24 protein-coding genes are annotated in these 24,385 nt (G+C 32.1%); 1 reads left to right on the plus strand and 23 read right to left on the minus strand.

Going from position 1 to position 24,385, the window contains the following annotated elements; genetic code table 11:
- Window positions 1-39 precede the first annotated feature (39 nt).
- The 10 genes from fabG to ACNMOQ_RS08530 all read right to left on the minus strand — a co-directional run bounded on the left by fabG (window position 40) and on the right by ACNMOQ_RS08530 (window position 10,089).
- Window positions 40-777, minus strand: coding sequence for a 3-oxoacyl-[acyl-carrier-protein] reductase (gene fabG / locus ACNMOQ_RS08485; RefSeq protein WP_064211536.1), 738 nt, complete (start codon window positions 775-777; stop codon window positions 40-42).
- Window positions 777-1,697: an ACP S-malonyltransferase gene (fabD, locus tag ACNMOQ_RS08490; RefSeq protein ID WP_416349681.1), complete on the minus strand. Its 921-nt coding sequence runs from the start codon at window positions 1,695-1,697 to the stop codon at window positions 777-779. Before fabD ends, fabG begins: the two co-directional genes overlap by 1 nt.
- Entirely contained in the window at window positions 1,690-2,676 is a 987-nt protein-coding gene (plsX, locus tag ACNMOQ_RS08495; protein ID WP_064204048.1) for a phosphate acyltransferase PlsX, read from the minus strand. Before plsX ends, fabD begins: the two co-directional genes overlap by 8 nt.
- On the minus strand, window positions 2,669-3,238 hold the full coding sequence (fapR, locus tag ACNMOQ_RS08500) for a transcription factor FapR (protein ID WP_026023680.1): 570 nt from the start codon (window positions 3,236-3,238) through the stop codon (window positions 2,669-2,671). The genes plsX and fapR overlap by 8 nt, the downstream gene beginning before the upstream one ends.
- Window positions 3,239-3,394: 156 nt before the next feature.
- Window positions 3,395-4,015: a class A sortase gene (locus tag ACNMOQ_RS08505; protein WP_082892475.1), complete on the minus strand. Its 621-nt coding sequence runs from the start codon at window positions 4,013-4,015 to the stop codon at window positions 3,395-3,397.
- A gap of 58 nt (window positions 4,016-4,073) precedes the next feature.
- On the minus strand, window positions 4,074-6,113 hold the full coding sequence (gene recG / locus ACNMOQ_RS08510) for an ATP-dependent DNA helicase RecG (RefSeq protein WP_239723699.1): 2,040 nt from the start codon (window positions 6,111-6,113) through the stop codon (window positions 4,074-4,076).
- A gap of 254 nt (window positions 6,114-6,367) precedes the next feature.
- Window positions 6,368-7,240 carry an L-serine ammonia-lyase, iron-sulfur-dependent, subunit alpha gene (sdaAA, locus tag ACNMOQ_RS08515; RefSeq protein ID WP_416349682.1) on the minus strand — a complete coding sequence of 291 codons (873 nt, stop codon included), beginning with the start codon at window positions 7,238-7,240 and terminating at the stop codon, window positions 6,368-6,370.
- A gap of 19 nt (window positions 7,241-7,259) precedes the next feature.
- Window positions 7,260-7,919 carry an L-serine ammonia-lyase, iron-sulfur-dependent subunit beta gene (gene sdaAB, locus ACNMOQ_RS08520; protein ID WP_017000121.1) on the minus strand — a complete coding sequence of 220 codons (660 nt, stop codon included), beginning with the start codon at window positions 7,917-7,919 and terminating at the stop codon, window positions 7,260-7,262.
- Between the two features lie 130 nt (window positions 7,920-8,049).
- Entirely contained in the window at window positions 8,050-9,699 is a 1,650-nt protein-coding gene (fakA, locus tag ACNMOQ_RS08525) for a fatty acid kinase catalytic subunit FakA (protein ID WP_017000122.1), read from the minus strand.
- A 15-nt stretch (window positions 9,700-9,714) separates the two neighbouring features.
- Window positions 9,715-10,089, minus strand: coding sequence for an Asp23/Gls24 family envelope stress response protein (locus ACNMOQ_RS08530; protein ID WP_017000123.1), 375 nt, complete (start codon window positions 10,087-10,089; stop codon window positions 9,715-9,717).
- A 311-nt stretch (window positions 10,090-10,400) separates the two neighbouring features.
- Between ACNMOQ_RS08530 and rpmB the strand changes: the two genes are divergently transcribed.
- Entirely contained in the window at window positions 10,401-10,589 is a 189-nt protein-coding gene (gene rpmB / locus ACNMOQ_RS08535; protein WP_017000124.1) for a 50S ribosomal protein L28, read from the plus strand.
- Window positions 10,590-10,643: 54 nt separating this feature from the next.
- Here the strand turns inward: rpmB and ACNMOQ_RS08540 are convergent, their stop codons facing one another.
- The 13 genes from ACNMOQ_RS08540 to def all read right to left on the minus strand — a co-directional run bounded on the left by ACNMOQ_RS08540 (window position 10,644) and on the right by def (window position 24,323).
- The gene (locus ACNMOQ_RS08540) at window positions 10,644-11,285 is read right to left on the minus strand and encodes a thiamine diphosphokinase (protein ID WP_416349683.1); all 642 of its coding nucleotides are present in this window, start codon (window positions 11,283-11,285) and stop codon (window positions 10,644-10,646) included.
- A 2-nt stretch (window positions 11,286-11,287) separates the two neighbouring features.
- Window positions 11,288-11,935 carry a ribulose-phosphate 3-epimerase gene (rpe, locus tag ACNMOQ_RS08545; protein ID WP_017000125.1) on the minus strand — a complete coding sequence of 216 codons (648 nt, stop codon included), beginning with the start codon at window positions 11,933-11,935 and terminating at the stop codon, window positions 11,288-11,290.
- The gene (rsgA, locus tag ACNMOQ_RS08550; protein ID WP_135031948.1) at window positions 11,935-12,810 is read right to left on the minus strand and encodes a ribosome small subunit-dependent GTPase A; all 876 of its coding nucleotides are present in this window, start codon (window positions 12,808-12,810) and stop codon (window positions 11,935-11,937) included. The genes rpe and rsgA overlap by 1 nt, the downstream gene beginning before the upstream one ends.
- A gap of 41 nt (window positions 12,811-12,851) precedes the next feature.
- A complete protein-coding gene (locus ACNMOQ_RS08555) occupies window positions 12,852-14,234 on the minus strand; it encodes a sensor histidine kinase (protein WP_416349684.1) in 1,383 nt (460 codons plus the stop codon).
- On the minus strand, window positions 14,224-14,904 hold the full coding sequence (locus tag ACNMOQ_RS08560) for a response regulator transcription factor (RefSeq protein WP_416349685.1): 681 nt from the start codon (window positions 14,902-14,904) through the stop codon (window positions 14,224-14,226). The genes ACNMOQ_RS08555 and ACNMOQ_RS08560 overlap by 11 nt, the downstream gene beginning before the upstream one ends.
- 155 nt (window positions 14,905-15,059) lie before the next feature.
- Window positions 15,060-16,340: a cytochrome P450 gene (locus ACNMOQ_RS08565; protein ID WP_017000129.1), complete on the minus strand. Its 1,281-nt coding sequence runs from the start codon at window positions 16,338-16,340 to the stop codon at window positions 15,060-15,062.
- Window positions 16,341-16,415: 75 nt separating this feature from the next.
- Window positions 16,416-17,606, minus strand: a complete 1,191-nt coding sequence (locus ACNMOQ_RS08570; protein WP_135020925.1) for a S41 family peptidase — start codon at window positions 17,604-17,606, stop codon at window positions 16,416-16,418.
- A 165-nt stretch (window positions 17,607-17,771) separates the two neighbouring features.
- Entirely contained in the window at window positions 17,772-19,763 is a 1,992-nt protein-coding gene (pknB, locus tag ACNMOQ_RS08575) for a Stk1 family PASTA domain-containing Ser/Thr kinase (protein ID WP_416349686.1), read from the minus strand.
- The gene (locus tag ACNMOQ_RS08580; RefSeq protein ID WP_026023681.1) at window positions 19,760-20,506 is read right to left on the minus strand and encodes a Stp1/IreP family PP2C-type Ser/Thr phosphatase; all 747 of its coding nucleotides are present in this window, start codon (window positions 20,504-20,506) and stop codon (window positions 19,760-19,762) included. Before ACNMOQ_RS08580 ends, pknB begins: the two co-directional genes overlap by 4 nt.
- Before the next feature lie 3 nt (window positions 20,507-20,509).
- Window positions 20,510-21,601 carry a dual-specificity RNA methyltransferase RlmN gene (gene rlmN, locus ACNMOQ_RS08585; RefSeq protein WP_017000134.1) on the minus strand — a complete coding sequence of 364 codons (1,092 nt, stop codon included), beginning with the start codon at window positions 21,599-21,601 and terminating at the stop codon, window positions 20,510-20,512.
- A 1-nt stretch (window position 21,602) separates the two neighbouring features.
- Window positions 21,603-22,913 (minus strand): 16S rRNA (cytosine(967)-C(5))-methyltransferase RsmB, encoded by a 1,311-nt coding sequence (gene rsmB / locus ACNMOQ_RS08590; RefSeq protein WP_218688529.1) that lies wholly within the window; start codon window positions 22,911-22,913, stop codon window positions 21,603-21,605.
- The gene (gene fmt / locus ACNMOQ_RS08595; RefSeq protein WP_064204059.1) at window positions 22,910-23,842 is read right to left on the minus strand and encodes a methionyl-tRNA formyltransferase; all 933 of its coding nucleotides are present in this window, start codon (window positions 23,840-23,842) and stop codon (window positions 22,910-22,912) included. The genes rsmB and fmt overlap by 4 nt, the downstream gene beginning before the upstream one ends.
- Window positions 23,835-24,323: a peptide deformylase gene (gene def / locus ACNMOQ_RS08600; RefSeq protein ID WP_017000140.1), complete on the minus strand. Its 489-nt coding sequence runs from the start codon at window positions 24,321-24,323 to the stop codon at window positions 23,835-23,837. The genes fmt and def overlap by 8 nt, the downstream gene beginning before the upstream one ends.
- Window positions 24,324-24,385: the final 62 nt, after the last annotated feature.

A 24,385-nucleotide genomic window follows, 5' to 3' on the forward strand; every position in this document is an offset into this window, starting at 1 on the left:
AAATCTTTTATATTTCACACTAACATGAATAATACCAAATTATTGCATGTACATGCCACCGTTAACATGAATTGTTTGGCCAGTAATGTAATTTGCTTTTTCACTCGCTAAAAATGCTACTGTGTGCGCAATATCACTATCTTCACCAAAACGATCTAAAGGTATCTGTGATTTCATTTGTTCTTTTAACTCATCTGATAATTGATCAGTCATATCAGAAACAATAAATCCTGGTGCAACAGCATTACATGTAATGCCTCGAGATGCTAATTCACGAGCGAATGTTTTCGTCATACCTTCTACACCTGATTTTGTTGCAACGTAGTTAATTTGTCCTGGGTTACCTACTGAACCTACTACACTAGACAAGTTAATAATACGTCCTGATTTTTGTTTTAACATCGGTCTTGTAACTGCTTGTACACAGTTAAATACACCTTTTAAGTTTGTATTGATTACATCATCCCACTCGTTTTGTTTCATTCTCATAAGTAAGTTATCACGTGTGATACCAGCATTATTTACAAGTACGTCGATGGTTCCAAATTGATTTAATGTTTCTTTAATCATTGCTTTTACTTCGTCTTGTTCGCTTACGTTAGCTTGTATTGCGAATGCGTCTACGCCGAAAGTTTTTATTTCAGAGACAACTTTTTCTGCTTTTTCTTTATTCCCAGCATAATTGACTACAACGTTATAACCTTCTTCACCTAGTTGTAATGCTATTTTTTTACCTATGCCTCGAGAAGCGCCTGTTACAAGTGCAGTTTTTGTCATTATTCATTCCATCCTTTAACATCATCAATTGTTTGAATTGAAGTTATTTTAACATCTCTGCTTATTTTTTTAACAATTCCTGATAAAACTTTGTTTGGACCTATTTCTATAAAGTGATCAACGCCATCTGCAATTAAATATTCAATGGATTGACTATATTCAACTGGTGAGAACAATTGTTTTACCATATTTTCTTTAATTACGTTATGATCTGTTTCTGGTTTAGCATGAACGTTTTGTACAATTGGGTGTTCTGCGTCGTGCCATTCAAATTGATCTATGTATGCTTTGAAATCTGCAGCAATAGTTTTCATCATAGAAGAATGGAAAGGACCAGATACTTTTAATGGCATAACACGTTTAGCACCTAATGATTTACCTTCTGATACTAATTTTTCAATTAAAGTTGTGTGACCAGAAACTACAATCTGACCAGGACAGTTTATGTTCGCTGGTTCTATTATTTCATCTTCTGTTGATAATTTTCCACAAATTTCTCTAACTTCATCAATATTTAATCCTAATACTGCAGCCATTGAACCTACGCCTTGAGGGAATGCTTCAGACATTAATAGTCCACGCTTATGTACAATTTGAACTGCATCTTCAAATTTTAATACGCCTTCTGATACTAATGCAGAGTATTCACCTAAACTGTGTCCTAAAGCATAATCATAGTTTATATCTTTTAAAGTATTCATCAGTGCAGTACTATGTGTTAATAAAGCTGGTTGCGTATATTCAGTTAAACCTAATATACCTTCTGAATCTTTAAACATTACATCTAATAAATCGAATGATAATGATTCATTAGCTCTATCTAGGATAGAAGTAGCGTTGATATCTGTTTGGTATAAATCTTCTGCCATACCTACTTTTTGTGATCCTTGACCAGGAAACATGATTGCTATTTTACTCAATTACATCACCTACTGCCTTTCTCATTTTATCTACGATTTTTGTATCTGCAGCGAGTTTTGCTTGTCTTATCGCGTTATAAAATGCACGCTCATTAGAAGAACCATGCGCTTTTACTACAACGCCATTTAATCCTAGTAACACAGAACCGCCATATTCTGCATAATCCATTTTATCACGAATTTTATTGATGTCTTTTTTTAATGTCAATGCAGCGAGTTTATTTTTAGTTGATGAAAACATTGCTTCTTTCATCATTTTAAAAATAGCACTAGCAGTACCTTCGATTGTTTTTAAGACCATATTACCACTATAACCATCTGCAACAACAACATCACATGCATCTAATAATAAAGATTTTGACTCTACGTTTCCAATAAAATTATCAAAACTTTCTTGTTTTAATAATTGGTATGTCTTTTTAGTTTGTTGATTACCTTTTGATTCTTCAGTACCAATGTTCAGCAAAGCTAATGAAGGGTTATCAATGCTTCTAACTTGTTTAGCATAAATTTCGCCCATTTTTGCATATTGCACTAAATGTTCAGGTTTAGCATCAGAATTCGCACCAATATCTAAAAACACAAAACCTTTACCCGTAACCGTAGGGAATGTTGCGACAAGCGCTGGTCTTTCTATGCCTTTAATTCTTCCAACAATAAATAAGCCACTACTCATCAACGCTCCTGTATTCCCCGCAGATACACAACCTTCTGCCTTACCTTCTTTCACAGCCTGAGCCATTAATACCATAGATGCGTTTTTCTTTCTTTTTATAGCTCTTACAGGTTCATCATCCATTGTTATCTTCTCATCAGTATGTGTAAAAGTGATACGTTCATGTTCAAAATTATATTTCTTTTCATCACCAAAAAGTAATATTTCTAAATCTGGAAAATCATTTACGGCATTTTTTACCGCTTCTATTACGATATCTGGAGCTTCATCTCCACCCATCATATCTACCGCAATTTTAACCATTTTTTTCACCCTCGCTTGCATAATACATTTCAAATTGTCCTTTAAATACTGTCTCTCCATGCACTGTACTTGTTACATCAACTTTAGCAATATGTTTAGATTTATTAATCACCGTAGCTTTAGCAATTACTCGCTCATTCAACTTAACTGACTTTATAAATTGTACAGAACCTTTAGTCGTTAAAGCTAATTCATCATTAATAAGTGCAACACATAGAGAATTTGCTTGGGCGAATATATAGTGCCCTCTCGCAATTTTATTTCTTGTAAAAACATGTTCATCTTTAATATCTAAAAGTGAAATTGCGGATTTATCTAATTCTATGTCTATAATTTCACCAATTACATCTTCTATCGGTAATGATTTAATTTCATCATGTTGTTTTGTTGCAACGTCTTTAATACGACGCCTTAATTCAGGAATGCCAAGCTCCATTCTATCTAATCTAATAGTTTGGATGCTTACATTAAAATATTCACTTAACGTTTCGTCAGTAACAAACGGTTCTTCTTTTAATCGATTTGTAAGTTCTTTCTGACGATTTGCTTTTGTTAATTTCATCTCATCCAAATCCATTCTATTATGTACTTATAGCTATAATTAGCACCTGCTATCATGACCTACCTTATTTATACTAACACGGGCACGACAATATTCTCAACAAATTATACAATAAAAAACGAGTGAAATTTATTTTTTTCACTCGCTTGGTCTTAATTATGCACTTTTTTCTTCAATTGCTGTGTAAATCATACGTTCTTCAAACAATAAAGTATCAGGATTATAAGAATCACATGTAATTAAAGTGAGTTGGTTTGGCTTATCTTTATGCTCATTTAATACTTCTACTTGTGTTGGCTTAACATTTTTAATATTATCAATTTTAAATGTTTTTTTACCTTCTTTAGTAATCAATTCTACTTTATCTCCAATTTTCGCTCTATCCAAATAGTTAAAGCGAATACCAGCACCTTCGACTCTATGACCAGCTATTGCAACATTTTGTTCTGTAAGTTTTTCACCTTCATCTACTAACGATAAACCATTTTTTAAATTTTGTTCTGTTGCAGGACCTTTAAAAATCGGCTCATTAATATCGGCTGTCGGTATTTTTAAATAACCAACCATATTATCATTTATTTCAAGCTCATTCATTTCCGTCTTCGTAATCCAAGATTCAACAGGATTTACTTTTACTTTATTATCTTGATTTTCGTATGAAGTAATCACTTTATCATTTACGCGTTCTGTAAAGTATGTTCTAACGTCATTCCAAAAGAATATCGTGATCGATACTAAAATGAGTAAAACACCAATTGTTCTTAATACCCATCTCATAATACTTACCTACTCTCAAATAATGGTAATTTAAATTTATACAATCGGCTTTCTCTTGTCAATCGAAATTTTGCTCTTCCATTGTTTCTTGTACTAACAGTCTCAATTTATCATATTTAGGTTTGAAAAACTCACCCGATTGAACCAATTCACTTGCTTCATCTCTCGCTACTTCAAGCATTCTATAGTCTTCCACTATATTTGCTACTCTAAAGTCTGGTAAACCACTTTGTTTAACACCAAAGAAATCACCAGGGCCACGCATTTCTAAATCCCTTTCAGATAAATAGAAACCATCTGTAGATTCTGTCATAATATGCATTCGTTCAACACCACTTTCAGTTTTTGGTGAAGCAACAAGTGTACAGTAACTTTGATGATTACTTCTTCCTACTCTTCCTCTTAATTGATGTAGTGTCGATAATCCAAATCTATCAGCATCATATATTATCATAAACGTAGCATTTGGAACGTTAACACCTACTTCAACCACAGTTGTAGAAACTAAAATAGCAATTTCATTATTGCTAAATCGATTCATAATATGGTCTTTTTCATCCGATGTCATTTTACCGTGGAGTAAACCAACTTTTTCAGATCCAAACTTCAATTGTAGTTGTTCATATATAGCGGTAACATTTTGGACATCTAATGCTTCGCTCTCTTCAATGAGTGGACATATTACATAAGCTTGTCTACCTTTAACTATCTCACTATTAAGCTGATTTAACACACTATCGATTTCATCGTGTTTTGCCCACGAAGTGATGATTTCCTTACGACCTTTGGGCATTTGTTTAATAGAGGAGACATCCATTTCTCCAAAAGCTGATATAGATAACGTTCTAGGGATGGGTGTCGCAGTCATAAATAATACATTTGTATCTGCACCTTTTTCTCTCAACTTTTTACGTTGATTCACACCAAATCTATGTTGTTCATCAATAATAACTAAACCAATATCATTAAATTCAACATCATCTTGTATAAGAGCATGTGTACCTACTAATATATCTACTTGTCCAGCTCTTAATTGTTCAAGTAAAAGCTTTCTTTTTTTACCTTTTACCGAACTGGTTAATAAAGCCACGTTCAAACGACCTCCAAATAACTCGTCTAAACTAATAGCATGTTGTTCTGCCAAAATTTCTGTAGGGACCATTAATGCACTTTGTTTATTCGCATTAAACATTGCATAAATAGCAATAGCAGCCACAACTGTTTTTCCTGAACCAACATCACCTTGTAAAAGTCTGTGCATCTTTATAGGTGCTTTTAAATCTCTGAAAATCTCGTTCACGCTACTCTTTTGAGCATCTGTTAATTCAAATGGCAACGTATCTATAAATTCTTTAACATCTTGAACATTATAATTTAAACCTTCAATTTTGTTTGCTTCTTTTTCAAGCTTACTTAACCACTTCATTTTAAGTTGGAATAAAAATAGCTCATTAAAAGCAAAAGTTCGACGCGCCATTTTTAAATAATCAAACTCTATTGGTCTATGTAAAATTGGAATAACATCTTTTAAAGACATCAATTTATATTTACTAATTAAATCTTCTGATAACCATTCGTCAATATCTACTAAACTTAATGCTTGTTCAATATATTTATTAAGTTGCTTTTGCTTTAGTCCTTCTTTCAAACGATATATTGGCGTTAATGTATTGCCACCTTCTTGTCTTTCGGCCATTACTTTCTGTCCAGTAATAATCTGCTTTTTATGCTCCCATTTTCCTTTTACAGTTACAGTTTGGCCCATTACTAGACGTTTTTTCAAATATGGTTGATTAAAGAAAGTCACTTTTACTGCAATATTATTTATCATCATATGACATGTGAGTTTCGAACGATTTCTACCAAAAAAAGCTACTGTTGGAGATGAATAAACTTCTCCTGTAACCGTCACGACATCACCATCTGATGCTTCATTTAAATTAATAACAGATTCATCTTCATAACGTGTCGGTAAATACAAAACTAAATCTTCTAATGTATGAATATTTAACTCATTCAATAATTGAAGACTTTTCGGGCCAACACCTTTTAATTCTTGTAGTGTGTGATTAGTATATATCAGATGTTGCTTTTTCATTTTTATCACCTAAATTAATTAATACTACTATTATAGAACATTTATATTTATTAAACCAATTGTTAAGAAAGACATGAGACAAGATAATAGTAGTTTCCCTGAAATAATATGTACATAAAAAGCACCTACATAAACATATACTTTCAATACCGAAGATATAAATAAAAGCTCCTAAGCCGTTATCTAAAAACAACGGATTAGGAGCTTTACTATGAAATCAGGATTGTAATCCTTTCACATAGCACTTTTATTGTTTATGAATTTCCGAAGATTTCTTGTTTCAATCTTTCACCTGTTGGTGTACCTGCTAAGCCACCTCTACCTGTTTCTCGAAGCGCTGAAGGCATTGTTTGCCCTATTTTGTACATAGCTTCGATTACTTCATCTGTAGGTATTCGTGACGTTACACCTGCTAATGCCATATCAGCTGAAATAATAGCATTTGAAGCACCAACAGCATTACGTTTAACACATGGTACTTCTACAAGACCGGCTACTGGATCACATACTAATCCAAGCATGTTTTTCAGGCTGATCGCAAATGCTTCAGCAGACTGTTGTGGTGTACCTCCAGCCATTTCAACTGTAGCTGCTGCACTCATTGCTGCTGCAGATCCAACTTCAGCTTGACAACCGCCTGCAGCACCAGAAATTGAAGCATTATTAGCAACAACAAAACCAAATGCTCCTGTTGTGAATAGAAAATGAATCATATCTTCTCTTGATGGATTCAGGCGTTTTTTTAATGCAAACAATACGCCGGGCGCTACACCAGCAGACCCTGCTGTTGGCGTTGCACATATTTTACCCATCGCTGCATTTACTTCATTAGTCGCGACTGCTTTACTTACAGCATCTATCATTAAGTCTCCAGAAAGTGATTTACCGCTTTCTAAATAATCTTGTAATAATACAGCATCCATACCAGTTAATCCTGTAGTGGAAGTTACACCATTAATACCACGCTCTATAGCTTTCTCCATTGTATCAAGGTTGCGTTCCATATTTTTATACACTTCTTCTTTGGAGAGCTTTGTTACGCTTATTTCTTGTTCGATCATAACTTCGTATATTTTTTTATTTTCTTTTTCACATATTTCTATAAGTTCTTTTACACTTTGAAACATTATAACCCTCCTTTTTAACTTACCCCATTAATGACACAGTTTGTACGCCGTCAATTTCTTGTATTTTGTTTAATACTTCTTGTGGTATATCATCGTCCAATTCACAAGTCATTAAAGCGAGTTCACCTTTTTCTTTACGAGCTACTTGCATACTACCAACATTAATTCGATATTCACCAAAGACATTTGTAACTTTCCCAATTGTCCCAAAAGTATCTTTATGAAAGACAAGTAACGCTGGATAATTACCACTGATTGCTATCTTAAATCCATTGATGGCAACAATTTCAACTTTACCGCCACCAATAGAAATACCTTCTACTGAAATTTCTAATTCTTCATTACGCATACTAATAATCGCAGTGTTAGGATGTGATCTTTCTTCGAACATCTCTATAAAATTAACCTCAATACCTTGTTGTTCTGCATCTTTTAGACTTGTTTTAATTCTATCATCGTCTGTATCGTATCCTAAAAGACCACCCACAAGTGCGACATCTGTTCCATGTCCTTTATAAGTTTCCATAAAAGAACCATATAAATATATATCTACATGCTTCGGCTTCCCATTAAAAAGCCCTCTAGCTATTAAGCCGATTCTAACTGCCCCAGCAGTATGAGATGATGATGGTCCAACCATAACAGGACCTATAATGTCAAAGACACTTGTATATTTCATCAATTATCACTCATTTCTCTTTTGATTTCACCATACCATTATAACAACTTTACTAAATTTTGTAAGCGTTTTAAAACAGAAAAAACAACAACGTCAAATTATTAACATTGTTGTTCTTCATTGCTTTTAATTATTCAACTGAGAATAAGAATGAATAAATAGGTTGATCACCTTGATGTACTTCAATTTCAACATCTTCATAGTGTTCTTCAACATAACTTTCTAGTTTACTCACTTCTTCGTCAGTTGCATCTTCACCTTTAATGATTGTTAAAATCTCACTATCTTCATCTAGCATATCATCAATTAACTTTTGACTAACGGCTACATGATCAGAATCACTTACTTTAATTTTACCTTCATTAATTCCCATGAATTCGCCTTTTTTGATTGTGATACCATCAATATTTGTATCTCTTACCGCATAAGTAACAGATCCAGATTTAACGAATTGCATTGCATCTTCCATTTGTGCTTTGTTTTCTTCTATAGACTGCTCTAAATTGAAGTTTAACATTGCTGATAAACCTTGTGATACAGTCTTAGATGTAACGACAGCTACTGGAATATCAACTAATTGTTCAACTTGTTCAGCTGCCATAATGATATTTTTATTATTTGGTAGAATAATTGCTTTCTTACAACCAGATTCTTTTACTACTTTTACAATGTCTTCAGTCGATGGATTCATAGTTTGTCCACCGCTAATTACATGAGTTGCACCAAGCGATTTAAATAATTTAGTGATACCGTCACCCATTGAAATTGTAATCACTGCAGTGTCAATTTCTTCTTGTTTTTCTTGTTTTATTTTTTTATCTGCACTTTTTCTTAACACTTCTCTGTGTTGTTCGCGCATGTTTTCAATTTTCATTTTAATAAGTTCACCATATTGGCTACCGTAAGTTAACACTTCACCAGGCGTTTCTGAGTGTACATGGACTTTAACAATTTCATCATCAGAAATAACTAATAATGAATCACCAAATTCACTCATATCTTGTCTAAATTGTTCTTCATCAAATGGTTTTTTATCTTTATCGAATCGCACCATAATTTCTGTACAGTAACCATAAACAATATCTTCTGTATCGATAATGCCGCCAAAATCATGATCATCATTTATAAATTCGTCAGTATCTACTTTTTCTCTGTTTGGAGCTATTTTTTCTCCTTTTAAAGTAGCAAGGAATCCTTCATAAACAAACATCAAACCTTGACCACCACTATCGACAACACCTACTTCTTTAAGTACAGGTAGTTGGTTTGGTGTATTATCTAGTGCTACTTGACCTGATTCAATAACCGCTTCCATTACAGTAATAATATCATCTGTTGTCTCAGCCGATTTTACAGCAGCCTCACCAGCTTCTCTTGCTACTGTTAGTATTGTACCCTCAACAGGTTTCATAACAGCTTTATACGCTGTATTAACACCTGCTTGGAACGCTTTAGCAAATTGTATAGCATCTATTTCATTTTCATTTTCAATTGATTTAGAAAAACCTCTAAATAACTGGGATAATATTACGCCTGAGTTTCCTCGCGCTCCCATCAATAAACCTTTAGAGAAAACTTTTCCTACTTCTCCTATATGTGCGCTGTTTTGGGTTTTCACTTCACCTGCGCCCGATGACATAGATAAATTCATGTTTGTACCTGTATCACCATCTGGAACTGGAAATACGTTTAAAGAATCTACAAAATCTGCATTGTTTGATAAACTATCTGATCCTTGAACGATCATATCAGCAAACAATTTGCCGTCAATCTTTTTCATACTCTAATTGCCTCCCTATGCTTCCTCATCATCATTAATCACACGAACACCTTGGATATATATGTTTACTGCGTTGACTTTTAATTTTAATGATTGCTCCAAAGTATATTTAACAGCAGATTGAACATTGTTTGCTATTTCTGAAATTTTAGTTCCATAACTCACAATTATATACATATCAACGTCAAGCACACCTTCATTTTGAGATACGATAACGCCTTTAGAGTAATTATCTCGCCCTAAAATCTCAGCAATTCCATCTCTTACTTGATGCTTACTTGCCATTCCAACAATACCATAACATTCTACAGCAGCTCCGCCTGCTAATGTTGCAATAACATCATTTGATATATCGATACTGCCATACTCATTTGTAATTTCTAAAGTCATGATTTCGTCCCTCCTAATAATCTAGAATATATACGTATTTATCTTCATTATTTATGTTCTTTTTAATTATACTTAAAATAACATTCAAATCGCAAGAATTCATCATTTTATTGTTTTTACGTAAGCAACGTTTTCACAAGATATAATTATAACAAATAAACTCAACTTTAAAATACTTTTAGCGAAATTTGTTGATATTTTTTCTTATTTTTGTAAATTAGATATTGAAATGGCATAATACGCGTGTTATATTATTAAAGTGTGTAAACGTAAATAAATGTGTATTTATATTTCATTAAAGGAGGATATTTATGGCTAAAGAATGTTTCGTAACAGGTCGTAAAGCTAGAACGGGTAACCATCGTTCTCACGCATTAAATGCTAACAAACGTCGTTGGAACGCTAACTTACAAAAAGTTAGAATTTTAGTTGACGGTAAACCTAAACGTGTATGGGTTTCTGCTCGTGCTCTTAAATCAGGTAAAGTTACACGCGTTTAATGAATATAAGTCACATATAGTAAAGAGAACCTTTGTGTGGAAGGTTCTCTTTTTTTATATGTCTTTACTTTGAATAATTAATACATTTCCTAACTCAACTTGTACGAAACCTCGTTCCAATCCCTCTTTAAACTCATTGCTAATGGTTAACGTAGAACCTTGATCTAGTGTTGTAAACGGCAATTCATATTTCAATTCATCCAATTTAATTCTAATACCTGTATTTAAAGGTACAAATGATACATAAGTCATATCTTCTACTCTAAATATTTCGTGTTTCCCAGGTTTTAAAATACTTATATGATTTTGTTGATCAATAAGTGAAATTTTAAAATCTTGCTTTAAAAATTCTGGTTTTGTTAAAATTTGAACCGCGCCCATATAGTGATCTAATCTGCCACCTGTTGCGCCATAAATTTCTATTTCAGTATATCCCATATCAACCGCTAAATTTACTGCTAACGCTAAATCTGTATCATCTTTTTCTTTCTTGACGGGGTAAACATCTATAGCTTTCCTTATTTGTTCTAACTCTTGTTCATTAACAGAATCAAAATCCCCAACTGCTGATACAGGCTTGATTTGATTGTTAACCAACTCTAAAGTGCCTCTATCTACACCGATCCAGTCTACATTTTTATCATCAAATAGATTAGATGGAATATTTCTTACGCTACATAATAATTTTACTTTCAAAGTTAATCACCCTTTAATTTAAGTACAGGTTGCTTATAATCATCATGTTTAAAATAATAAGATCCTGCTACTAATATATCAGCGCCCTTATCTATGCATTGAGCACTTGTGGTTTCGTTGATACCACCATCGACCTCTATTTCAAAGTTTAAACCGTGTTCTTGTCTGTACTCATTTAACCATTCTATTTTATCTAAAGTTGTTTCTATGAATGATTGGCCACCAAACCCAGGATTAACTGTCATGATTAATACAAAATCAACATCTTGTAATATTTGAGCTATTAACTGCACAGGCGTTCCTGGGTTGATAACGACTCCAGCTAATTTATCATGTGACTTTATTTGTTGAATAGCTCTATGGATATGCGGTGTTGCTTCATAATGAACTGAAACCATGTCACTACCAGCTTCACAGAATAAATCAATCATTTGTTCTGGATCTTCAATCATCAAGTGTGTATCAATCGTCATATCAGTTATTTTTCTTAATGATTCTAGTATTGGTAACCCTATTGAAATGTTAGGAACAAATTGTCCATCCATCACGTCAAAATGTAATATATCTGCTCCACTTTCACGAACTTTATCTACTTCTTCTTTTAAAATTGAAAAATCACATGCTAATAGTGACGGTGCTATTTTGACCATTAATATCTTACCTTTCTATTTTGTATTTCTTCGAATAACGCTACATAATGATTATATCTCGTTTTATAAAATTCTCTTTCTTCGATTAAAGTTTTAACTGCGCACTTTGGTTCGTTAATATGTGTACAATTTCTAAATTTACATTCTGATTTTACTTCTTCAAATTCAGGAAAATAATTTGTTAAATCTTCTTTTTCAATATGAGAAAAATCCAATGCACTAAACCCTGGAGTATCAGCCAAAAATCCATCTTCCATTTCAAAAAGTTCGACATGTCTAGTAGTATGTTTTCCTCTATTTAATGCTTTAGAAATCTTGTTTGTTTCAATATTTAAGTCTTCAAATAATCGATTCATCATAGATGACTTTCCTACACCTGACTGACCACTTAAGACGATAATACCTTTTATGAGCGGTTTGATTGTTAATGACAAATCATCGTCATTACCGACAAAAATTGTTTCATAGCCAATCATTTTATATTCATTTAACAACTGTTTAATCTGTGCGCTTTGTTTATCAGTAGCCAAGTCTTTTTTTGTGACACATATGACTGGTGAAATATTATATGAATGAACTACGACTAAAAAACGGTCCAAAAGCTGTTGACTCAGTTCTGGTTCTACTGCGCTCATCACTACAATTACTTTATTAATGTTCGACACAGGAGGTCTTAGTAATATATTCTCTCTTTCATGAATATGTTGAATATAGCCACCAGTTTCATTCTCTACTTGAAAATCAACAATATCCCCAACTGTTGGTGATGTTTTCTTTTTACGAAATAAACCTCTAGCTTTTGTTATATAAACTCCATCTTCAGTTTGAACCGAATAATCACCGCTAATCGATTTTATTATACGACCTGTTTTCAATTTAACACCTACCTATTTTTTTATTATAGCTAACTATAAGTTTATGGTTTCTTAAACGATACCACGACTTCAGTTCCTTCATCAATCTCACTTTTTATATCGATATCTGCATCATGATATTGGATAATTGATTCTACTATAGATAATCCTAAACCATTGCTGTCTGCATGGATATTATGTGATTGATCACCTTTATAAAATCTATCTTTCATTTGTGATAGTTGTTCTGGTGACATGCCGAAACCTTCATCGATGATAGAAACATACGTTTTGTTTTCATCATAAAATAATTTAATTTGAATCATACTAAATTCTGGTGAATATTTAATAGCATTGTTTAAAATATTATAAAATGCTTGATATAGCAACTTAGAGTTCCCTTTAATATTTATTTCTTCTAAATCAAACATAACTGACATATCTTTTTCATCAATAAAATAATTTAAATTTCTCACTATGTCTTTTAATAACTTATCTAGCTCTATATCATCATCAAAAGTTAAATGTTCACTGTTATCTAATTCAGATAACAATAACAGTTGCTTCGTCAAATTACTCAATCTATAAGCTCTGCTATAAATATCTTCAATAATTTGAGTTCTCTTATCTGCGTTTTCTTCGTGTTCAAGTTCTCTTAGTAAGCTTAAAATTGATTGTAATGGTGATTTAATTTCATGGGATACATTTTGAACGAAAGATTGACGCATTGTATCTAGTTGTTTTAATTCATCTCTCATTCTTATAAATCTTTGTTGAAGTACTCCAATTTCATCATCACGAGTTACTTTAATATCAACATCAAAATTACCCTTACCTATAGCTTTAGTTGTTCGCATCAACCTTCTAATTGGCGTTGTTAACGAATAGCTAGAGAACATAACTAGTATGAGTGAAATTATAATTAATAAAACAAGTAATATCGCTAAGAATACTCTAAATTCACCTAACATCGTCCCTACGCTTGGTCTCATGAATAAGGCATAATGTTCTCCATTATGATTGATTTTAAGACCTACTGTATTCCTCGTTTCATTGTCAAAAAAGCCTGTTATAAAAATATTAAATGGTCTTTGTTTTATTCCATGATAATCTTTACCATCTAAAACTTTCGTAACTTCACCTTTGTCTAAATTAAATTTCCTAAATGAATCACCATAGTAAGTAGCTTTTTGTTTTTCATCATATAGAATGGCTTGATAATGCAAATCACTGACGTGATTTAAATATGTATCCAAAGATACACCTTCATCATCATCAATATATTTTTGTACTTTTTTTAAAGTTTGCATGACTTTTTGGTCGTTTTTATTTTTCAAATCTATATGATAATAAATATTGGTTAAAACGAATCCTAGAACAGAACTTATTATCATTACTACAATCGTATAAATGGTGATACGCTGAGCTAATGATTTAAACTTCAACTTCTAGCACCACCTTATAACCAACACCTCTTACAGTTTTAATAAGCACGTCGCTATTTAATTTTTCAAGTCTTTTTCTTAAACGTTTAACATGAACATCTAACGTTCTTTCATCACCTTCGAAATCTAATCCCCAAACAACTTCTATAATGCGTTCTCTTTGTAACACTTTATCTTTGTTTCTCATTAAATAATCTAATAGTGTAAATTCCTTTTTGGGTAGTAGCATTGATTTTTGATTAATGGTTATTTCCATATCGATAGAATTAACTGTAGTATTGCCTATTTTCAATTCGTTAGAAGTATTAATTTGAAACCTTCTAAGAACAGCTTTAATTCTAAAAATTAATTCTTTCATTTCAAATGGTTTAGTAACGTAATCGTCCGTACCAGCTAAAAATGCATTTTCTTTATCACTAAGTTCATCCCGAGCAGTTAACATAATGACTGGTACATCAAAGCTGTCTTTTAACATTTTACAAAGTTCAAACCCATCAATACCTGGCATCATAATATCAACAACAGCAATATCTATATGTTGATGCTCTACAACATCTAAAGCTTCTTCTCCATTTAAACTCGTAATAACATGTATATTTTCACGCTCTATTTCTCTTTTTAAATCATTCAAAATAAATCGATCATCATCTACAACTAAACAGTTAACCAAGCTATCACCTCTTACTTCCTATCATACCAAAAATTGAATAAAAATTTCTCATAATACCTTATTTTTCTATTTAATTTATGAAAAAATATGAGGCTAGGACATAAAATAAATGTCTCAGCCTCATATACATTATCATTTATAAAATCACTTTCATTTTATACGTTACGGTTAACTAGTGCGTTAACATTTGTGATAATCATTCCGTCAACAACACGACCAGGTAATTTATTTAAATTAACAGAGGTATCTTGATCTTTTTTAACATCGTAAGAAATATTTTGAGCGAAATATTTCATTGTTTCTTCCATTATAATTATTGTCATCCATTCACCAGCACAACGGTGATTTGTGTAATAATCTCCGCCGCCTTGCGGAATTAAGTCGAATGGACTACCGTCCCAATCGTTAAAGCGGTTAGGATAGAATCTTTCAGGATTTTCCCATAGACCTTCTCTGTGTAATGTACCGTAAATATCTAATACTAAGAAAGTATCTTTTTCGATTGTATAACCTTCAAAATCAATATCTACCGCAGCTTTACCTGGTAAATAAGGTACGAATGGATAGAATCTTCTAACTTCTTGGATAAATTTATAAGCGTAGTCATCTTCATTATTAAAGACGCGTTCTGCTTCACCAGGATAATCATGGAAAGCTTTTACACCAAAGCTTACAAAACGGTTAATCGCAACTAATGGACGAACAACGTTCATTAAATCAATAGAACATAATCTAGAATCCATTAAGTTACCTTCGAAATCTTCCCAATGACTAAATTCGTATAATGCTGTACCTTGTGGTGGGTTTATTTTACCTTCACGAACAGCAATAATTTGATTTTCAAGGAAAGTCTCTACACGATCTCTTGCTTGTTTAGCTTCTCTATATCCTTTAAATACTGTGCCGATATTTTTAAATGAATCAATCATTGTATCCATATCTGCTGCACATTGTTCGATTTCTTCAGGAGAAGCAATAATACCAGCCCATCTAAAGCCAATTTTTGTTAGCATTAAGATCGATTCTTTATAAACATTCACTTCGTCCATTCTTTCCATACGCTCAGTATTCATGAACCAATGATTACGTGTTAGTTCTCTTAAATACTCTAAGTTCTCTTCAGTCATTAAAGACATAAATAGTGCTTTACGATCAATATGTTTTTTGCCGCCAGTAGTATGTATAGCACCTTTACCAAACAAAGTATTTACAATACGTTTAGGTAGTGTTCCTTGTCTTTCAATTAAATCATTATTATAGAATAATTCAGCAGCTTCTTTACCACTTATTACGACAGTTCTACGTCCACCTAATGCTCTTAATTCAAAAATATTTGTGTTATGTTTTTCAAGTCTATTTGGTACATATTCGTACGCTTCTTTCAATACTGTAATAGTATTATCAAGACCTCGTTCTCTTGGTATATTCTTACCCATAAATATGATTGCCCCCTAAATTATTGTAAATTTCATATACTTTCATATTATTTCATTTTCTGACGAAATAATCAATTAACATCTATTATTAATAGCAAATTTAATATCGTAATCATATAATGCGTGTCTTTTTGACCATTCAATGAGCTCATTTGGATAGACCATTGAATCATAATTTTTTCTTTTTAGATTATAAACAGGATAGCTTAATAGAAAACGTTGGTCTATCTTCTCCTCAACCAAATCCATATATGATAAATCACCTTTTGTAGGTCTACCAATTACGTTAACTATGTTTGAATTTTGAACTTTTTGAACAAACCATTCTGCAGCCATCTCTGTATCTTTGTCTATTATAATTGTTATATCTTCAAAGCGACTTAGTCCTGTGAATTCAATTTGATTATCATCAAAATATTGCCAATTTCCTTCTGTTTGATCGATAATATTTTGATAAAAAGCTTGTTCATTCATTTCTTCAGACTCTTTATACAGCTTTTCAAGTTTTCTTATAAATAAATTTGTATGTTTTTCAATTGTAGTTTCAACTTGCGCTTCATTAGTTCCAACTTGCGAGCGTAAGCCAACCTCATAAAAATATGGTATTAAAAATTCAGCGATGCTTAATCTGTCGAAATTCGCATTTCTTACGTCAAATATGATTCGAGAACTTTTAATTTTTGATAATTGATATAATGCATCAATTGTTTGTTCAAATGAAATATTACCTTTAATATTTACAATTGGAATTTCATCTCTTTCATAAATTCGAATTTGTGCCTCTTCTTTGAATATATACTTTTTTAATTCGAAATGGTAAGATTGATGACTTCTATTTATATCAACATCATTTTGCAATGTTAAAATATGATGCCAATCTTCACGATGATAAGGTTCCTCACCTAAAATACGATGATATCTTTTTCGACAATATTCAATTCCATCTCCTGAAAGAGCTGTAATTTCATCACCTACTACAAATCTCAGGTCATCCGTTACTTCAATGACAATTAAAGCATCTTTAGTAGCTCTTACTTTAAATCCAACTTGTTGCTTTTGTTCTTTTAAGGCTGTTAAGCTACTATACTTTATGTTTGCATCATAGAAATAATTATTAATCACTTCGATAAACACTTTATCTGTTAGTTGAGGTGAGTTCACTATATTTTTATACTCTTTATATACTTCAAGTATAGATTCTTGTGTATTTATATTATGTTCAACTTGTTTATGAATATATTCAAATATTGATACATATGGCAACATTTTCATTCACCTCATAACCGTTTTCTAAATTTTACTAATAACAACTGCTGAAATCAATTATTTTTTAAATTCGTTAATTCCCCCTAATAAAAAAGTAGTAAAAATCCTTAATAACAGAACTTTTACTACTTATAAATGTCTTGGACATTTTAAAATTTAAATGTTTTAGAAATCATCATAATCAATCTCGTTACTTTCTATTTCTTTGCCGTCTACTACAACACGATACTCTGCTGATTCATCTTCAGGTATTACGAAATTTAAAGTTTTGGTTGTATCTTTTTTAATAGTGAAAGTTTCAGTAGCATCTTTTATTTTATGTGATTTATCTTTAATAAATATTTCTACTTTTTGACCTTTTTTACTATCAGAACCTGTAAAAGGTATATAAACTGTTTGATTATACATTTTATCACTTAAACTATCTTCATCATCTTTGTCTTCATCTTTTGAATTTTCTTCATCTGAATCCGATTTTTCTTTTTTACCATTAGATATATTAAAGTATATTGTTGAATCTACAGGTAATTGTACATTTTTATATGACTGTTTAACGATAGTGTCTTTTGACTTTTTAGAATCTACTTCTTTAGTTTCTACTTTAAATCCTAAATCCTCTAATTCAGATTTAGCAGTATCTATATTTTCACCTGTATAATCTTTTACAAAAGCTTGTTCAACACCAATAGATTTAGTTAAAATAATCGTGGTATCTTTAGGCACAACTTTACTGCCTGGCTCAATACTTTGATTAATTATAGACCCTTCAGTAGCACTATCATATTCCTCTTTTATTCTTACAGAATCAAAACCGCTTTTCTCTAGTTTTTCTTTAATTTCTTCACTGGATTTCCCAATATAGTCTTCGACTGTAAAAGTTTCTATACCTTTAGAAATCACTAAATCAACTTTAGTCATTTCTTTAACTCTTGTTCCTACTTTTGGCGAAACTTTCATTACTTCGCCTTCTTTGAAATTATTACTGAAATCTTCTGTAATTTTGCCTTTTCTCAGACCTTTTTCATCTATTAGCGCCATTGCTTCACCTCTAGATTTACCAAGTAAATTTGGTACATCTTCATACTTAGGAGCAGTCAAAGCAAAACCAATAGCGCCTAAAAGCATGAACACTAATAAAATCGGAACAAATATAATCAACCATTTGCTCTTTTTACGTTTTGGTTTACTACTTTCATTGTTTTGAGCTGAATTAGTCTGACTGTTAGACGCCGAAGCATCAGGTACAGCTTTTGTATGTTCATTGGAACTTTCTGATTTAACAACTGGTATCGCCTTTGTCTCAGAATTTGTATTATATCTTGGCGTTTCATCTTTTCTTTCATCATCCAAAGCTGTCTGTAAATCAAAATACATTTCGTCTGTATCTCGATATCTTAAAGCTTTTTCCTTTTGAGTTGCTTTCATTATTACATTTTCAACGCTTTGTGGGATAGATGGTCGTTCTTCTTTCACAGATGGTATTTCTTCTTGAATATGTTTAATTGCCACACTAACTGGCGTTTCTCCACTAAAAGGTGGATGACCAGTTAGTAATTCATAAAGTACAATACCGATTGAGTATATATCTGAAGATTCATCTGTAGATTGACCTTTAGCTTGTTCAGGAGACAAATATTGTACCGATCCCATTACATGGTTGGTTTCAGTTAATGCTGTTTCACTTAAAGCTCTAGCAATTCCAAAATCTAATATTTTTAAAGTGCCATGTTGAGTCATTAAAATATTTTGTGGTTTTATATCGCGATGGATAATTCGGTGATGATGTGCATGAGCAATACCCTTTAATATTTGAAGCGTCATTTCAATCGCTTCTTCAGCAGATAATCGACCTTCTTTAATTAAATATTCTTTCAAAGTTGGTCCTTCTATATATTCCATTACTAAATAGTAACAATTATCATCTTCTTCAACATCTAAGACGTTCACAATATTATTGTGGCTTAAGATTGTTGTGTTTTGAACTTCTCTTTCGAAACGTTCGACAGTTTTTTCTTTTTCATAAGGCGGTATATTGATAACCTTTACTGCAACTTTACGATCTAATATATTATCTTTTGCTAAATAAACATTGCTCATACCACCGCCACCTAAATACTTCACAAACTCATAGCGACCGGCGATTATGCGACCTATCATATTTTTCCACCTTCGAATGGACATAATATAAGTGAAATATTATCTTTCCCTTCGGCGTTAATGGTAGCGTCTATCAAATCTTTACCTATTTCATCAACTGTTCCTTCATGAGACATGATAATTTCTTGAACATCATTTTCATGTAAATAATCTGTTAAACCGTCTGAATTTAATAATAAATAATCGTAGAATTTAGTATTAAAATAAAATACATCGGCGATAACACGTTTATCTGTACCCATAACTTTAGTAATAATATTTTTTTGTGGATGAGTAAATGCTTCTTCTTTTGTTATTTCTCCAATCGAAACAAGATGATTAACAAATGTATGATCATCTGTTAATTGCATCATTTCTCGATTATTAATCAAGTAAGCACGTGAATCACCAATATTTGCCACTACGACATCTTTTTCGTAAATTAATACACAAACACATGTAGTTCCCATGCCTCTATATGCATCGTGGCTCATCGATTCGTTATATAAATGTCTATTGATTTCTGATAAGTTCGATTTCAACCATGCTTCAGCTTGTTCAAATTCAATATAATTTTCATTTTCGAATCTTTCTTTAAGTGAATCATTCACAAATTGACTTGCAACTTCTCCTGCAGCGTGGCCTCCCATTCCATCACAAATTACAAGTAATTCTTGACCAGTCTGGTTTACATAGATTCCACCTGCATCTTCATTTTGTTCCCGAAATTGACCGACATCTGTAAAAAAACGTGCTTCCATGATTTGTTACCTCGTTTCTTCTTTTCGCTCTTTTGCTCTTAATTGTCCGCATGCAGCATCAATGTCTGCACCTTGGTTACGTCTAATTGTAGCATTGATACCTCTTCTTTTTAATTCATTTTCGAATTTAAAGATATCTTCTTTTGTTGTTTTAACATAGTCGCGCTCTGGTACATGATTTACTGGAATTAAATTCACATGGCAATTTAAATGTTTAATCATTTCTGCTAGTTGTCTCGCATGATGAACTTGGTCATTCACGCCTCCAAATAAACCATATTCAAATGTTATACGACGATTAGTTTTTTCTACGTAATATTCAATAGCTTCCATTAATTTATCTAAATCATATGCTCTGTTAATTGGCATTAATCTTGAACGTGTTTCATTATCAGCAGCATGTAAACTTAAAGCAAAGTTAATTTGTAATGATTCATTTGCGAAATCGTAAATTTTTGGAATGATACCTGAAGTTGAAACTGTAATGTGACGCGCACCAATATTTAAACCTTTGTCATGGTTAATAATTTTTAAGAAGCCCATCATTTCATCATAGTTCTCAAATGGTTCACCAATACCCATAATAACAACTTGGCTTACTCTCTCATCAGTTTCATCAAGTGCTTTTTGTACTGTTAGAACTTGAGATACAATTTCTCCCGCTTCTAAGTTACGTTTTAATCCACCTATAGATGATGCACAGAATGTACAACCGATACGACAACCTACTTGAGTCGTTACACAAACGGAATTACCATACTCATGTCTCATTAAAACTGTTTCAATTGTGTACCCATCTTGAAGTTCAAATAAAAATTTTATCGTGCCATCTTTACTTTCTTGTTTAACTGCTACTTCTAATGTAGTGATTTCAAATGATTGAGCTAATTTTTCTCTTAATTCTTTTGATAAATTTGTCATTTCGCTAAAAGAATTTATTCTTTTTACATACAGCCAATCAAAAATTTGTTTTGCTCTAAATTTTGGTTCTGATTGTTCTACTAACCAATCTTCCAATTCTCCCAACTGTAAAGAATATATTGAAGGTCTTTCAAAGTTAGGCATAAATTTATTACGCTTTTTCTGTATTGCGGGCATATTATCTTTCCTTTCTTTTCACTTTAGTAATAAAGAATCCATCAGAATTATAATCTTGAGGGAGTAATTGTAACGTTTTCGTTTCTTGATTAGTTCTTGGGTCTATAAAAGTCGAGAATTCAAAGTCTTTATTAGCTTTTAAAAATGAATAAACAACGTTTTCATTTTCCATTTGTTCAATCGTACATGTTGAATAAACAAGTTCTCCACCAGGTGCTAAAGATTTACTTGCATTTTCTAAAATTTCCAATTGTAAATGCCATAATGCTTCTACATCTTTTGATGTTTTTTCATATTTGATTTCAGGTTTTCTTCTCATTACCCCAAACCCACTACATGGCGCATCAACTAAAATATAATCATAAGTTTGATTAAATGGTTGCGTAGCGTCATGAACATCAGTATTTACATTTTTAAGTCTTAATTTTTTAACATTAAAATCAATCAAATCGATTTTATGTGGATGAATATCATAAGCATCAACTTTACCAGTTTGGTTAAGCATTTCAGCTATATGACACGTTTTTCCTCCAGGTGCACTACAAGCATCTAATACAGTACTACCTTCTTTAACATTCATTATTTCAGCTACGAACATTGAACTTTTATCTTGAACTGAAAGAAGTCCGTCTTTAAATAATCGATCGTTCACTATTGGTTCACCTTTAATGTGCAAACAACGTTCAATATCTTTATCTAATTCGACAGTATAACCGTTACTTTCCAATCTTTCAATAGCTTCTGGAACTGTAATTCTTGTCGTATTCACTCTTACCGTTGTATCAGGAGGCGTTAAACTTAATAAACACATTTCTTTTGTTTTTTCATAACCAAAATGAGTAATCCAATGTTTTGTTAACCATAGAGGCACACTAGCTTCAACTGATAACCTTTTGTCATCATGTTTAATTTCATCAAATGTTCTCAAAGGTGCTGCCATGAAACTTCTAAGTATAGCGTTTATAGCTTTACTATTATGCAGGTCACCACGGTTTTTTGCTATGTTTACGGCTTCGTTAATAATTGCATGATCTGGCACTTTATCTAAATAAACATATTGATATGCGCTCATGATTAATAAACGTTTCATCCAACCTTTTAATTTAGTTTGTATAAAAGGTTCTATTAAGTATTCCAAAGTGATTTTTCTTTGTATTGTTCCATATACAAGCTCAGTTAATAAGCCTATATCTTTTTTTGATACAGCTTCATTTTTAATTGCTTCATTAAGCTGTAGATTACTGTATGCTTCACCTGTTAGTACGTCGTCTAATATCGTTAAAGCAACATATCTTACATTATTATTCATCATATTAATTTTGTCCCATCAATTTTGGATTGTAATCCGCTTATATAATCACGTGTTTTTACACGTTTTTTACCTGCTAATTGTATTTCAGTTAAAGCAACGCCATCTTCGGAACCAGTCGCAACAATAATTGCATCTTTAGTCGTTTCAATGATTTCACCTGGTTCACCTTTGACATTCTCAACGATTTCACTACGCCATAGCTTTAAGTTTTTACCGTCCATAGTCGTATAAGCAACCGGCCAAGGTGATAATCCGCGAATGTGATTGTGAATTGTTTGAGCATCTTTAGTCCAATCAATTCGTTCGTCTTCTCTAGAAATATTCGATGCAAATGTAGCTAAACTGTCGTCTTGAACAATGCTATCATTAGTACCATTAAAAATAGTAGGTAAAGTTCTCTTCAACAAGTCTGTCCCAAGTGTTGCTAGTTTATCGTGAACTTCTCCTACTGTGTCATTTTCAAGTATTTCAACTTCGTCTTGACTAATAATATTTCCTGCATCTAATTTTTCTGCCATGTACATAATCGTAATTCCTGTTTTTTTCTCTCCATTCATTACAGCATAATGAATTGGCGCGCCACCTCTATATTTAGGTAACAATGAAGCATGCACATTGATTGCTTTATGTTTTGGCGCATCAAGCAAAGATTTAGGTAATAATTGGCCAAATGCAGCTGTCACGATTAAATCAGGTTTTAAGTTAATGATTTCTTCTAATTCAGAAGAATTATTCAGTTTTTCAGGTTGATATACAGGTATATTATGTTCTAATGCTACCTTTTTAACTGGTGGTGGTGTTAGTATCTTCTTTCTGCCAACAGGACGGTCTGGTTGTGTTACAACTGCAATTACATCATACTCTTGAATAAGCATCTCTAACACACCTGTAGAAAAATCAGGCGTACCCATAAAAACAATTTTACTCATCCTTATACATCTCCTCTAACTCTTCTTCACTAACTTCTCTCGTCATTTTATCTGTAAACAACTCACCATATAAATGATCAATCTCGTGTAAAATAATTCTCGCAATATCATCATATGCAGTTAATTCTACATCATTACCATTTAAATCTTTACTCTTAACAGTAATCATGACACTTCTTTCAACCTCACCATAAACACCCGGAACGCTGAGACAACCTTCTACATCTGTTTCAGTTTTTTCAGATTGTGTTAAAATAGTTGGGTTTATAAGCTGCAAAATACCATCTTGCTCCATATCAACAAGCGCAACTTTTAAATCAACACCAATTTGTGGCGCGGCAATTCCAACACCATCATTATCAAACATTGTATCTTCTAAATCAGCAATTAATTGCTTTATTGATTCATCAAAATTTACGACATCTTTAACTTCTCTATTTAAAATTGGATTGGGGGCAGTAACAAGTGGTTTTACAGCCATATCTATCGCTCCTTTATAAAAACTCATCGTATAATTATAACTTAAAACAAATAAAAAAGACA

It is taken from the genome of Mammaliicoccus lentus, from assembly GCF_947036595.1.
GTDB classification, from domain to species: domain Bacteria; phylum Bacillota; class Bacilli; order Staphylococcales; family Staphylococcaceae; genus Mammaliicoccus; species Mammaliicoccus lentus.